Source organism: Actinoplanes sp. CA-252034, from assembly GCF_050956125.1.
Taxonomy (GTDB): Bacteria; Actinomycetota; Actinomycetes; order Mycobacteriales; family Micromonosporaceae; genus Actinoplanes.
The window spans coordinates 939,815-952,720 of record NZ_CP191846.1 but is presented as its reverse complement, the minus strand read 5'-3'; the positions used below and the strand labels follow the sequence as shown (position 1 = coordinate 952,720).

The 12,906-nt window shown below is 67.6% G+C and carries 15 protein-coding genes and 1 other RNA gene; 7 read left to right on the top strand and 9 right to left on the bottom strand.

Features of this window, described 5'->3' with window-relative positions:
* Positions 1 to 599 precede the first annotated feature (599 nt).
* The 4 genes from ACQPZW_RS04465 to ACQPZW_RS04450 all read left to right on the top strand — a co-directional run bounded on the left by ACQPZW_RS04465 (position 600) and on the right by ACQPZW_RS04450 (position 2,782).
* Positions 600 to 1,292: a hypothetical protein gene (locus ACQPZW_RS04465; protein WP_433793558.1), complete on the top strand. Its 693-nt coding sequence runs from the start codon at positions 600 to 602 to the stop codon at positions 1,290 to 1,292.
* A gap of 504 nt (positions 1,293 to 1,796) precedes the next feature.
* Positions 1,797 to 2,108, top strand: a complete 312-nt coding sequence (locus tag ACQPZW_RS04460) for a hypothetical protein (protein WP_433793557.1) — start codon at positions 1,797 to 1,799, stop codon at positions 2,106 to 2,108.
* Between the two features lie 51 nt (positions 2,109 to 2,159).
* Positions 2,160 to 2,411 carry a type II toxin-antitoxin system Phd/YefM family antitoxin gene (locus tag ACQPZW_RS04455; RefSeq protein ID WP_433793556.1) on the top strand — a complete coding sequence of 84 codons (252 nt, stop codon included), beginning with the start codon at positions 2,160 to 2,162 and terminating at the stop codon, positions 2,409 to 2,411.
* A complete protein-coding gene (locus ACQPZW_RS04450) occupies positions 2,408 to 2,782 on the top strand; it encodes a type II toxin-antitoxin system VapC family toxin (RefSeq protein WP_433793555.1) in 375 nt (124 codons plus the stop codon). Before ACQPZW_RS04455 ends, ACQPZW_RS04450 begins: the two co-directional genes overlap by 4 nt.
* A 153-nt stretch (positions 2,783 to 2,935) precedes the next feature.
* Here the strand turns inward: ACQPZW_RS04450 and ssrA are convergent.
* The 8 genes from ssrA to ACQPZW_RS04410 form a co-directional block, all read right to left on the bottom strand.
* Positions 2,936 to 3,317, bottom strand: a transfer-messenger RNA (tmRNA) gene (gene ssrA / locus ACQPZW_RS04445).
* 26 nt (positions 3,318 to 3,343) lie between these two features.
* Entirely contained in the window at positions 3,344 to 4,024 is a 681-nt protein-coding gene (locus tag ACQPZW_RS04440) for a cellulose binding domain-containing protein (RefSeq protein WP_433793554.1), read from the bottom strand.
* A 187-nt stretch (positions 4,025 to 4,211) separates the two neighbouring features.
* Positions 4,212 to 4,688, bottom strand: coding sequence for an SsrA-binding protein SmpB (gene smpB / locus ACQPZW_RS04435; protein WP_433793553.1), 477 nt, complete (start codon positions 4,686 to 4,688; stop codon positions 4,212 to 4,214).
* Positions 4,689 to 4,710: 22 nt separating this feature from the next.
* Positions 4,711 to 5,952, bottom strand: coding sequence for a M23 family metallopeptidase (locus ACQPZW_RS04430; protein WP_433793552.1), 1,242 nt, complete (start codon positions 5,950 to 5,952; stop codon positions 4,711 to 4,713).
* Positions 5,953 to 6,054: 102 nt separating this feature from the next.
* On the bottom strand, positions 6,055 to 6,930 hold the full coding sequence (ftsX, locus tag ACQPZW_RS04425; protein ID WP_433793551.1) for a permease-like cell division protein FtsX: 876 nt from the start codon (positions 6,928 to 6,930) through the stop codon (positions 6,055 to 6,057).
* Between the two features lie 66 nt (positions 6,931 to 6,996).
* Complete coding sequence (ftsE, locus tag ACQPZW_RS04420) at positions 6,997 to 7,677, bottom strand: cell division ATP-binding protein FtsE (protein WP_109595338.1); 681 nt, start codon at positions 7,675 to 7,677, stop codon at positions 6,997 to 6,999.
* 141 nt (positions 7,678 to 7,818) lie between these two features.
* The gene (prfB, locus tag ACQPZW_RS04415) at positions 7,819 to 8,931 is read right to left on the bottom strand and encodes a peptide chain release factor 2 (RefSeq protein ID WP_433793550.1); all 1,113 of its coding nucleotides are present in this window, start codon (positions 8,929 to 8,931) and stop codon (positions 7,819 to 7,821) included.
* Between the two features lie 50 nt (positions 8,932 to 8,981).
* Positions 8,982 to 9,497, bottom strand: coding sequence for a PadR family transcriptional regulator (locus tag ACQPZW_RS04410; RefSeq protein ID WP_433793549.1), 516 nt, complete (start codon positions 9,495 to 9,497; stop codon positions 8,982 to 8,984).
* Between the two features lie 367 nt (positions 9,498 to 9,864).
* Between ACQPZW_RS04410 and ACQPZW_RS04405 the strand changes: the two genes are divergently transcribed.
* Complete coding sequence (locus tag ACQPZW_RS04405; RefSeq protein WP_433793548.1) at positions 9,865 to 10,962, top strand: hypothetical protein; 1,098 nt, start codon at positions 9,865 to 9,867, stop codon at positions 10,960 to 10,962.
* 152 nt (positions 10,963 to 11,114) lie between these two features.
* On the opposite strand, the gene ACQPZW_RS04400 is transcribed toward ACQPZW_RS04405, so the two are convergent.
* Positions 11,115 to 11,576, bottom strand: coding sequence for a DUF6912 family protein (locus ACQPZW_RS04400; RefSeq protein WP_433797420.1), 462 nt, complete (start codon positions 11,574 to 11,576; stop codon positions 11,115 to 11,117).
* Between the two features lie 339 nt (positions 11,577 to 11,915).
* On the opposite strand from ACQPZW_RS04400, the gene ACQPZW_RS04395 reads away from it, so the two are divergent.
* Both ACQPZW_RS04395 and ACQPZW_RS04390 read left to right on the top strand, forming a co-directional pair.
* Positions 11,916 to 12,146: a helix-turn-helix transcriptional regulator gene (locus ACQPZW_RS04395; protein ID WP_433793547.1), complete on the top strand. Its 231-nt coding sequence runs from the start codon at positions 11,916 to 11,918 to the stop codon at positions 12,144 to 12,146.
* Positions 12,147 to 12,271: 125 nt separating this feature from the next.
* Complete coding sequence (locus ACQPZW_RS04390) at positions 12,272 to 12,826, top strand: Rv3235 family protein (RefSeq protein ID WP_433797419.1); 555 nt, start codon at positions 12,272 to 12,274, stop codon at positions 12,824 to 12,826.
* The last annotated feature ends 80 nt before the right edge of the window (positions 12,827 to 12,906 follow it).

Sequence of the window (12,906 nt, the reverse complement as noted above, 5' to 3'; positions counted from 1 at the left end):
CCAGCCGCGTATCGGCTGGGCATGTGAAGAAGATTCAAGGTCGGAGGGTGCGCGTCCGGTACTTCACCGGGTGCCGTCCGGTTGTGGTGGCAGCAGCCGATCGGACGGCTCGGCCATAGAGGAGATCCCCTACCTGCGCACCGGTGGAAGAGCCTGCCGACCGAGCGACACGGAGCCGCCCGAGAACCGCGCGAAGATCATCGAATGGCGGGCGCCGTGGTCCCGGAAAGAATTTCTGGAATCAGTTCATTCAAATGGTCGTCTCCGATGGTCAGGGCCAGAAATGACCCCCGCAATCGGGCCGGTAAACTACCTCCGAATAGCTTCCACCAGGCCCGAAATCTGATCTCGGAAGCAAACCCGCCGGACCGGAGGGAATTTCGCGTCATTGATCGGCCGCTTGTGGCCGTATTGACATGAGTGCACGAATTCGGCGCGACCACACAAAGCCCGTCGAGAGCTTCCGCGAATGCCACAGGCGCAGATGAGCGGAACAATCGGCAGGTCAGCGGCCGGATGCCGATGCCCGGGAGTCGGCGGCACGGAGCCGGTGGTGCCGAAATCCGAGCCGACAGAATCCAACTCAGCAGGAGAAAAAAGTGATCAAGAAGGTAACCCCTCGACGAACCGGTGAGTTTCTCATCGCGATGACACTCGTTACAGGAATGACCGCCGGTTTCGCGTCGAGCGCGTCCGCCGCGGCCCCTGCCCCGTACGAGGGGAGGGCATGCTCCTACAACGAGATCGGCGACCAGGTATTCACCGTCGAATCAGCCTCGGTGTCCCCTGTCGTGACACATTTCACCAGCTTCTACGTGACCACCGGAACACTTTCGGAAAACACCTACCGCCTGAACGTGGTCGATCGTGTCGGCACGAGCATCAATGGCCAGTCGAACGCGTCCGAAACGCTCTTCGAGCAGGTGACCCGCACGGTCGGGTTCAGTGTGCGCAAGGACGAGAGCACCACCAACACCGAGGACCTCACGGTCAAATGGCGGTTCAGCAGCCCCGGCTACTACGGTCTGTACAAGGGAACCAAGCGGGTCACCGGCACTTTCAGCCACGCCGTCTGCAGTCCCGGCTGGGGCTACCCCCGGTATGTGCGCCGGGGTAGCGGCACCTACGTCACCTTCGGGCCCATCGAAGAGGGGACCGTCAGGTGCGTCGACGTCCTGCCTGCGAGGACGGTGCGCAGGGCCGCCCAGGTCGTCCTCGGATGCCCCGCGCCGACCGCCCCGGCGACCGGAAAGACCGACGAGAAGCCTGCCGCCAAAGCGGGAGCGCACTGACCCGGCCCCTCAGCGAGGAGCGCCGGAGCGCCAAGGCCGAAGAGGTCCGCCCCGTGGCGTTCGCCCGGCCCTGTCATGGATCGATGCCGGACCAGCTCACGGCCGTGCGCGGCAACGAAAACGGCGGCACCATCGGTGCCGCCGTTTCGAGCCCTGTCGCGGGTCGAGTAGGCCCCCTCGGGGAGGCGGCAATGCGCTGACCAGCCAGCCGACTCTTCCGGCTCGGTCACGCGATCAGCTTCCGTTCGGGACTCCGGTTCGCGTTTCTCATCGGGCCTCGTCGGGCCTCGTCGACCTCGGGCGGGCGGTCGAAATCAGGCCGGCTACCACGAACCAGTAGGTGTCCTCCCACGCGCCGTCGACAGTCGCGAACACGCCTGCCGATCTCACACCCTTCGGACCGGTCGACCGTCCGCCAGGCACAGCAACTCCCGCGGCACGCCGAGAACCCATGAGCGTGCGGGGCTTCGCCGAGGCTTTCGCGAACCCGCTCTCCCTCTGCGGTTGCGAAAAACCGGCACCGTCCGCATTCCCACTCTTGCCGGCTACACCATGCTAAAGCTGGTGGCGTGGCTTGATCGCGGCGTCAACGGTGAGTACAAGGATGCATCCCCGCCCCTGACTGGACCGACTCAGAGGAACGTCGGCGTGGGCTGGTTCAGGGCATGGAACGTGGCCTCGGAATCTGAGGTCACGACCGCGGTGCCGCAGCGGGTTCAAGATGATGAACCCTCGGTGGAGCTGATGAGCGCGTACTTGAACCTCGGCGAGCGGGCTCAACGGCTGAAGACGACCATCGGCGACCAACGGGGCTGATCTCGCCGCGCTCGCCAACGCCGGGCTAACCTCTTAGCTAAGGAGGTCGCCATGTCCGAAGCCCCCGCGCAGTTCAACATCCACGACGCTAAAACGAACCTCTCGCGGATCATCGACCGCGTCGAGCACGGCGAAGAGATCATCATCAGCCGGGCCGGCACACCCGTCGCCAAGGTGATCCCGCTCAACCGCAGGGTGGACAGGATCGGTAGAGGCTCCCTCGCCGGTGAGCTCGTCGTGGCAGACGACTGGGACTCCATCGAGGTGAACGAGTCGATCGCACAGGATTTCGGACTCGCATGAGCCTGCTCCTCGACACGCACGTCGTGCTGTGGTGGCTCACGGACGACCCCACTCTTGCCGCCGAGATCAAGAAACGCCTCGATCATGAACCGGACGTCTACATAAGCCCGGCGACGATCTGGGAAGTAGCCATCAAGCAGTCGCTGGGCAAACTCGAGAAGCCGGCCGATCTCCCTGAACGCATCCGCGACAGCGGCTTCCGGCACCTGAACATCACCGCCGAGCACGGCATCGTCGCAGGACGGCTCCCACTGATCCACCGAGACCCGTTCGATCGGATGCTCATAGCCCAGGCCAAGGTAGAACACCTGACCCTCGTCACTCGCGACACGCACATCCAGAAATACGACGTGTCCGTCCTACCCGCCTGACGAGACCGACGGGCGACACAGCAGCCGGGGGTAAGCGGGACACAACCACCTGCGGTGCCCACCGTGATGCGGGGTTTCCGGGGGCTCGGCCCCCGGAGCAGAAAATCGGAACGGCCCCCGGTTCGCGCTTTCCGCGAACAGGGGGCCGCAATGCCGTGGAGGTGCCGGGAATCGAACCCGGGTCCTTCGTTGCTTTGTCAGGGCTTCTCCGAGCGCAGCTCACTACGTCCCTACTCGGCCCTCCGACTCACGTGAGCAAGTTCGGACGACGGGCCCAGTCACTGATTAATCTCGCCGTAAGGTCCCCGTGACCGGGACCCATTGGCCAGCCTCCTAGCTGATGCCGGCAGCTGGGACGGAGGCGCTCCCAGACCGACAGACCACGCTACTTGCCTCAGGCGGCGAGAGCGTACTGGTCAGCGTCAAACTTAGAGTTGGCGCTTATAAGTTTCCGACGACCGATTCTCGAGACGACGTCGGCTTCCTCGGCTCGCTTCCCCTGTCTCCACGTACGAAGTCGAAACCAGTCACCCCCATGCTTGTTGTCATAGCCCTGCAATCCTAGCTCATCCGGCAGGAGCCGCCACCGACGGAGCAACTGGTCGGCTTTCCGGTGGCGGAGCCGCCCTTCGAGCCCTGGAAACCCGCGGTGATCGACGCGCCGGGTGCCAGGGACCGGCCGCGCAGGGTGATGGTGTCTCCGCTCGTGCTGACCGTGGCGTTCCACCCGCCGCGCACCTCGACGTCAGCGCTGGACGGGTAGGTCAAGGTCACCGACCATTCCCGGGCGGTGGCGCTGTTGTTGACCACGCTCACCGCGGCGATGAAGCCTTCCCTCCAGGTGGCACTGGTGGCGTAGGAGGCCGTGAAGACGTCCGGAGCCGGTGAGGGGCTGCTGCGGGACGGCGACGCGCTGGGCGTACGGCTGACGCTCTTGGAAGGTTTGGGCTTTGCCGAGGCCGACGGTGACCTGGAAGCGGACGGCGAGGGCGAAGCGGAGCCCGGAGCCGAAGGATCGAGCGACGGCGCCACCGGGACGGACTCGGTCGACGGCGCGACGGCGGGCAGTGATCCCTGGGCGGCCTGGAGATCCGCGGTCGGCTGGACCATCAGCGGCTCACCGGTACTGCCCGACCCGCCGGCGACGACGGCCACCCAGACGACGAGGGCGACGAGGACCGCGGCGGCGGAGCCGAGCACCAGGCGGGCCAGGATGAACTGACGGATGGCATGCTTCGCCAACGGGTGGTTCTCCCTCACGGCAACGGAAGATCGAACAGCAACGGAACTCGAACGGCAACGAAAGATCGAACGACTACGGAAGATCGGGCGACGACGGATCGAGCGACAGCACAAGGTCGCACGATGACGCCAGGACGGACAACAGCGGATCAGACGAAGATCAAAGCCGGGCGGGCGAGAATACCCGTCAGTCCATGCCCTTCGCGCGGCGGCCCATCGCCTTGTTGATCTCCCGCTGCGCGTCCCGGCTGGCCATGTCCTGGCGTTTGTCGTAGCTCTTCTTGCCCTTCGCGATGCCGATCTCGACCTTCGCATACCCGTTGTGGAAGAAGACCGAGAGCGGGACCAGCGTGACGCCGTCGTCGCGCAGCTTGCCGAGCATCTTGTGGATCTCTTCGCGGTGCAGCAGCAGCTTGCGGGGTCGGCGGGGCTCGTGGTTGGTCCAGGTGCCCTGCGTGTACTCCGGGATGTGCATCCCGTGCAGGTAGATCTCGCCGTCATTCTCGTGACCGAACGCGTCGACCAGCGAGGAACGGCCGGCTCGCAGCGACTTCACCTCGGTGCCGGTGAGGACCATGCCGGCCTCGTAGGTGTCCAGGATGGTGTAGTCGTGGTACGCCTTGCGGTTGGAGGCGACCACCTTGCGACCCTGTTCACGTGGCATGAGGAAGAAGACTACCCGCGGTTCAGCAGAGGCAGCCGGGCAGGTAATTGAGCGGATTGCGGGGCACGCCGCCGAGCCGGGTCTCGAAGTGCAGGTGTGCTCCGGTGGAGGCGCCGGTGCTGCCGACCCGGCCGATCACCTCGCCCCGCCGGACGTACTCTCCGACGTCGACGTACATCCGCGACTGGTGGGCGTAGCAGGTCGTGAACCCGTACCCGCTCAATCGTCCGTGATTGATACACGTGTACTGACCGTAACCGCCGTTCCAACCGGCCTGGATGACCCGGCCGGAGGCCGCGGCCCGGATCGGGCTGCCCGAGCCGGCCGCGAAGTCGGTGCCGGCATGCAGTTGCCAGACCCTGTAGTAGGGGTCGTAGCGGTTGCCGTAGTCACTGCTCTTCCACCCGCGGACGGGCATCAGAAGGGACCCGCCCGGATAGCGGCTGCCGACGCCGCCCCGGTTCTCCCAGCCGCGGACGGCCGACCGGACCCGATGTTCGGCCCGGACCGCGGCCCGGTACTGGGCGAGCACAGTGGTGCGCTGGGCCTCGGCGGCGCGCAGCGCGGTCTGCCGGGCGAGGACCAGGTGATACAGCGCCTGCCGGGCGCGGAGGGCGGCGGCCTGGGCGTTCTGTGCGGCGCGGAGCTTGTCGACGGCGGCCCTCTCGGCGGCTTCGGCGGCACGTTTCGCGGCGCCGGCCCGGTCCTGCGCGGCGCGGGCCTCCCGGCGGACGCCGAAGAGGGTACGAACCTCCTCCTGCTCCCGCGTCTGGAGGTACTGGACGAGCCCCATCCGGTCCACCAGGTCCTGTGGCCCGGTCGATCGGGCGAGCATGTTGAACCGGGTGAGCCGGCTGCCCATGTAGCTGACCGCGGCGATCTCGTCGACCCGGGCCCGGGCCTCGTCGAGCCGTCCGGCCGCGACCTCGTAGTCGTCGGCGACCCTCCGGTAGCCGTCACGGGCGGCATCGGCGGTGCGGCGGGCCAGGTCCGCCTGGACCCGGGTGGCCACGACGACGCCGCGGGTGGTGGCGACCCGGTTCTGGGCGGCAGGGAGGGCGGCGGTGGCACGGGCCAGATTCTTGGCGGCGGTACGGGCGGCGGCGCTCGCGCTCTCCAGGAGGGCCTCGGCCCTGCGGACGGCCCGTGCCGCGTCGTCGTTGCGGTCCGCGGCGGCGGGCCGGGGTCCGGTCAGGACGATTCCCGCGATGCCGAGGAGGCAGAGGCAGGCGGCGATCAGACGATCCAGCTGGCGGCACCCCACCGCGTCACGCTACCGCGACTAATCGTCCCCAACGCCCCAAATCGCCCGAGGGCCGCAACCCTGGACAGGATTGCGGCCCTCGGCACGAACACGATCGGGTGGTCAGACCTTCAGATAGAAGCGCAGGGTGATCCATGCGGTGACCGCGCTGACCAGAGCGCCCACACCGGCCAGCAACGGCAGCATGAGCATCACGTTGCCGGTCGGGATCGGGGTGAGGATCGTGGTGAGCGCCTGGAGCTTGTTGTCCAGCAACACGACCTTCGAGATGAAGAGCGCCACGAACCCTAGGATCGCGCCGATGAGACCGGCGACCACCGCCTCGAGCACGAACGGCGCCTGGATGAACCAGTTCGAGGCTCCGACGAGCTTCATCACCGCCACCTCACGCCGCTTGCTGTACGCCGCGACCTGGATGGTGTTACCCACGAGGAGCAAGGCGGCCACCGCCATGAAGCCCGCGACGATCAGTGAGGCCAACTGGATCGAGTTGAAGATGTCGAAGACCTCTTCCAGGATGTCGCTCTGGTCGATGATCTGTCTGATCCCGGCCAGTCCCTGAAGTCCGTCGGCGAAGGCCTTGTACTGCTCGGGATTCTTGAGCGTCACCCGGTACGACTCCGGCAGGCTGTCCGCGTTGATCGCGTTCACGAAGTCCGGGGTGTCGGCCCAGAGCTGCTGGAAGCGTTTGAGCGCGTCTTCCTTGGTCTCGTACTTCTTGTCCTTGACCAGGTCGCTACTGGTGATCGCCTGGTCGATCGCTTCCTTCTGACCGTCGGTGATGTCCTCGGTCAGGAAAATCGAGACCTGGATGTTCCCGTAGTAGTAGTCCTTCATCTGGTCGACCTGCATATACAGAAGCACGCTGGCGCCCAGCATGCTCAACGAGACCGACATGGTGATGATCATGGCGATCGTCATCGTGACGTTTCGCCACAGGCCCACCAAGACCTCGTTGAGTACGTACTTCACGCGCATCGGGGGGATCCTTCCAGGACTCCGCGTGTCACAGCGTCAGCTTTCGTTACGGGGGCGGAGCCGGGCTTAACCGTAAACACCGCGCGCTTGGTCACGGACGATTCGTCCGCTCTCGATCTCGATGACCCGGCGGCGCATCTGGTTGACGATGTTGGAGTCGTGCGTGACCATCACGACGGTCGTGCCGGTCCGGTTGATCCGGTCCAGCAGGCGCATGATCTCGATGGACGTGTCCGGGTCGAGGTTACCCGTGGGCTCGTCGGCCAGCAGAATCAGCGGACGGTTCACGAAGGCCCGGGCCACCGCGACACGCTGCTGCTCGCCACCGGAGAGCTCATGCGGGTAGCGGTGCTCCTTGCCGCCCAGGCCGACCAGCTCGAGGACCTCGGGGACGACGCGCCGGGCGACGGCCTTGGTCTTGCCGATCACCTCGAGGGCGAAGGCGACGTTCTCGTACGCCGTACGGTTGGGCAGGAGCCGGAAGTCCTGGAACACGCAGCCGATCGAGCGCCGGAAGTGCGGCACCTTCCAGGACCGCAGCGTGGTCACGTCCTTCTGGTTCACCATTACTTTGCCGCTGGTCGGGGCAACCTCGTGCAGCAACAGCTTGATGATCGTCGACTTGCCGGAACCGGAGGGGCCGATGAAGAAGACGAACTCACCCTTCTCGATCCCGACGCTGACATTGTCCAGCGACGGCCGAGACCCCTTCGGATACGTCTTCGTCACGTTCTCGAGCTGAATCACGGGACTGGAGTCTACGCGGTGTAACGAAAACGCCAAGCCCGCCGGGGCCGGGAATATTCACGAGCTGCGGTAACGGCATATTCGAGCGCAACCCGGCCTGACTCACCGTTCAGGACGAGTAGCGCTGCGTCACCGCCACGATCAGCCGGCGATCTCGTTCTGCTTGCGCCAGCGGATGCCTGCCTGGATGAACGCGTCCACATCGCCGTCGAAGACCGACGAAGGGTTGCCGGTCTCGAACTCGGTGCGCAAATCCTTCACCATTTGGTACGGGTGGAGGACGTACGAACGCATCTGGTCGCCCCACGAGCCGGTGGTGTCCTGCCGCAGATCGTTCATCTTGGCCTGCTCCTCCTGGCGCTTGCGCTCCAGAAGCCGGGCTTGGAGGACGCGCAGGGCGGCCGCCTTGTTCTGCAGTTGCGACTTCTCGTTCTGACACGAGGCCACGATGCCGGTCGGAATGTGGGTCAGCCGGACCGCCGAGTCGGTGGTGTTGACGCTCTGGCCACCCGGACCGGAGGAGCGGTAGACGTCGACGCGGATCTCGTTGTCCGGGATGTCGATGTGATCGGTCTGCGCGACCACGGGCATCACCTCGACGCTGGCGAAGCTGGTCTGGCGACGGCCCTGGTTGTCGAACGGACTGATCCGGACCAGCCGGTGCGTGCCCGACTCGACGCCGAGGGTGCCGTAGGCGTAGGGCACCTTGACCGTGAAGGTCGCCGACTTGAGGCCGGCCTCCTCCGCATACGACGTGTCGTAGACCTCGGTCGGGTAGCCGTGCCGCTCGGCCCAGCGCAGATACATCCGCATCAGCATCTCGGCGAAGTCGGCCGCGTCCACCCCACCGGCGCCGGCCCGGATCGCCACGAGGGCCTCACGGGAGTCGTACTCGCCGGAGAGGAGGGTGCGGACCTCCATCTCCTCGATCGCCTTGGCCAGCGTGACGAGCTCGTCGCCCACCTCGGCGACCGAACCGGCGTCGTCCTCGGCCTCGGCCATCTCCAGGAGCAGGCCGGCGTCGTCGAGACGCGAGCGCAGGCGCTCCAGCTTGGAGATCTCTCCGGAGACGTACGCCAGGCGGCTGTTGACCTCCTGCGCGCGAGCCTGGTCGTCCCAGAGGTCGGGCGCGGAGGCCTGCTCCTCGAGGTCGGCCTTGTCCCGGCGCAGCTTGTCGACGTCCAGGACGTTCTCGATGTTACGCAGGGTCGCGTCGAGGGCCTTCAGTTGCTCGGGAAAGTCGGCAGCGCTCACGACACTCAAGACTACGCCGCCCGGCCAGATTGCTGGCCGGGGCGGTCCGTTCAACTCGTCGGAGCGGCTTTGAGCCAGGTGAGAGCGGCCTTGTGGTAGGCGACCGCGAACTCCAGCGCCGCCGCGCCGAACGGGTCACCGTTCTTCTTGGCCTCCTTGGCCTGCTCCTTCGCCATCGTCATGGCCTCCGAGTGGTACTGGTTGGCATTCGAGTACAGCGTCTGCAGCTGGTCGCCGGTGTGCTGCTGGCCGAAGGCGACCCGGAGAGCGACCGGGTTGCGCAGCGCGTCCCGACCCGGCGACTCGGCGAGCCAGCGGGTGAAGGCGCGTTTCCCGGACGCGGTGATGGCGTAGGGCTGACTGGATCGAGGGCCCGGCTTTCCGAGGCGGACATACCCCATTTCGGCCAGCACGGGCAATTCGCGGTAGACCTGGCTCCGCGTCATCGACCAGTAGGGCCCGAGGCGGCGTTCGGCAGCCGCCATCAGCTGACCACCGGTCATTGCCCCCTCGTGGAGGAGGCCGAGAAGGGCAGCCGCCGTCGGATTGATTTGGAAGTCGGGCATGCCTAATAAGCTGCCACTTTGTCGCGCCGCCGTCCAGGATTTAGCCCGATCCGTCCAGTTTGCGCCTCCACAAACGACTGTCCCGCACAGACAGTCCGACAACGAGCGTGCGGATCGGGCGTTTCGGCCATGTAAACCACGTTGACCAGGTAATATGGCGCAGACAAACGGTCAGTCGGCACGTTGCGGGCAGGAACTTCGCGAAAACCCGCGATTCGCCATGCAAAACCAGACAATCGGCCCTTACCGCCCATCGTCTCCCCATGTGCGAATTGCGCCATGCTCCCCGGGCGGGCAACAGTCCATCGTCGCACCTCACCGGACGGCCGGTCGGGGGTACGCGGACGAGGCGGCTACCCTGAGCCCCATGACTGACCGCCAGACCACCCCGGAGACCGTCGAGGAGTCCCCGCTCACCGTGGCGCTGCTCTCCGTCGCGGCCGTGGGGTGGACCGTCGCGATGCTCTGGTCGGCGCGAGCCAGCATCACCAGCCGGGCGGACGCCGCCATGGAGGTGACCTCCACGGCGTACGCGCTACCCGGCGCCGTCTCGGCCGACCTGGTCGCCGGCGCGGCCGTGGCACTCCTGGCGCTCACCCTGGTCGGCCGCCGGTGGACGCTCGGGGCGACCGCCCGGTTCGCCGTGGCCACCGGCACGGGGCTGCTCGTCGGCGTGGTCAGCGCCATCCCGATCATCACGATCAACACGCTCGGCACCATCTACGCGGCCGTCGGCGGCACCGTCGCGGCCGCGGCGACCATCGGTGGCGCGCTGGCCGGGCTACGGATCCCCCGGGTGATCACGGCGGCCGCCTCCGCCTCGGTCGGCGTCTTCCTGATCGGCTTCCTGCTCAACCTCTTCCAGGAGCCGGTGCTCAACGCCTTCGGGGCCGGCGACACCGCGTCCTCGGCCAACGCGGCACAGTGGTTCTCGTACAGTCAGGCCGCCCTCAGTGGTCTCGCGGCCGGGCTCATCTCCTACGCCCTGCTGCGCCGCGCCGGACGGCGCGCTGAGACCTCCCCAGCATCGGGCGCCGTGACGGAGCCGACGGCGGACGGCCTTCGCTGGCCGATGTATGCGCTGGCCGGCGCCGGGCCGGGCCTGCTGCTCGTGATCGGCGAGCTGCTGTCGCGCACCGCCGGGGCGAAAGTGCTGGAGTTGGCCGGCAAGGTCAGCGAGCTGGAGCGGACGGTTCAGGAGCTGCTCAGCACGGCCCGGCTCAACAACGCGCTGATCGTCCTCTTCGCCGGCGCCCTGACCGCGATCTTCGCGGTGGGGCGGACGCTCGGCTCACCGGCCGACGAGACTCCCGCCGACGAGCTTCCGGCCGGGACCGGCGCTCCTGTGGCCGGGACCGAGGATCCCGACGCCGAGGGCCGTGACCGGGCCGCGGACCTCGCGTCCGAGGACGAGAACGGGGCCGAGCCCCGCGACAAGAGCGAGGCCGGGAAACCCCGGGACTAGCGCGAGACCGTCCTCCACGATCCTGCCGGGGCCGTCGAGCCTCGGGCCGGGGCCGTCGAGCCTCGGGCCGGGGCCGTCGAGCCTCGGGCCGGGGCCGTCGAGCCTCGGGCCGGGGCCGTCGAGCCTCGGGCCGGGCGGTGCCGGGAACGGCCTCAGAGCAGCTCGTCGAGTTCGGAGACCGCGTACCACTCCAGCTCGTGATCCTCGGCGCCGTCGACGGTGAACTGGGCGTCCGGATCGCCCGCCAGCGCCTCCTCGATCACCTCGGCGGCCTCCGCGATCGCCTCCTCGGCGTCGGTGCCGTCGACGTGGATGCTGGCCAGCACGGCCAGGCTCAGCGCCTGCGGCAGGCGGACGGTGCTCGAACCCAGCTCGGTGTCCTCCCGGATCAGGCTGGCGGCGGGGACGTCAGCCGACACCACGACCCGTCGGCGCGGGGCGGCCGGATCGTGCCGGAGCAGTTGCAGGGCGCCCTGCGCGGCCCGGGTGAAGGCCACGTACTCGAGCTCCTCCTCGTCACCCTCCGCATACCACTCCCGCAGGGCGGGCGTCACCGCGTGCGCGATCGTCGCCTGGTCGCCGAGCTGCCCGTCAGCCCGCAACGCGGCGAGCATCGGCAGTGTGGCCGGCACGTAAACCCGGACCAGATCGGTGATCGGCACGTCTTCCTCCTGCACAGGCACGTTCTGCGGTCCCGGACAGTACACCGTCCACACGGTTCGCCGAGTGCACCATTCCACCAGGCGTCTCCGGAACGGGACCGCCGGGGCTCCGAGTCCTCCGAGGGATCGGAGTCCGCCGAGGGCTCCGAGGGCTCCGAATCCTCCGAGGGCTCCGAGAGCTCCGAGGCGAATCCGGGACCGCTGCCCGTACGCCCAAGGCTGTTCGTCTCCGCGCCAGAGACCCTGTGACGGCAAACGGTGGCAAACTGAGGCTGTCGATAGGAGATTGCCGTGTCCGAGCCTCGTTTCCTGCTGCTGTCCGACGTAGCGGTCGAGCTCAACGTCTCGGATTCGCAGGTCTACCACATGGTCCGCAGCGGCGAGTTGCCCGCGATCAAGATCGGTGGCCGCGGTCAATGGCGTGTCGAGCGGGCCAGGCTGGAGGAGTACATCGCGGGGAAGTACGCCGAGACCGCGGCGTGGGTCCGCGACAACCCGTTGACCGAGCGCGAGGCGGAATAGCCTGCCCGGCGGCTTTTGTGCCTCTTACCGGATCGATGACCGCCGCTTGTCGCCGCGACTGCGCGTGAGCAACACTCGACGCTATCGAAGGCAAACGGAGGCAAACGCAAGGATTGGCGGTGGCGATGCGCTCGGCGGTCGAGTTGGCACCCAACGGGTCGCGGGCGGCTATCCGCCTGCGCCCGGTTCCCCGGTATGAACCCCCGTTCGACGACGAGGCGACCCCTCAGGTCTGGACGTCGTCGCGGCAGCTGACGCTGGAGTGGCCGGCCGACGGCTCGGCAGCGTCGCCGCCGGCCACCATGGAGCCACCGGTTGTCGCCGGCGCGTCCGGCGACGCCAAGCTCGCGGTCCGGCGGTTCGTGCGGCTCTGCGTGGAGGTCCTCAACGGATTCCGGCCCGCCGCCCACCTACGGCGGCTCGCGCTGCCGTCACACGCGGCCGAGGTGGTCGCCCAGGGCCTCGCCGGGGCACGCCGGGCGGCCGATCTGCGCAGGACGCGCCAGGCGACCGCCCGGCGGCCACCGGTCGCGGTGATCAAGGTGGTGTTGTGCGAGCCTCGGGCCGGCGCGGTCGAGGCCGCGGTCACCCTGGTCACCGGCGACCGGACCTGGGCGATGGCGTTCCGGCTCGAACTGCACCAGCAGACCTGGGCCGCGACCGCCCTGCTGGTCATCTGATCGGAGCCGACGCCATCACGATCGGACGCGACACCCCGCGAAGGCGGCGGATGGCGACCGGCAGGCGGCGGGCAGCAGGC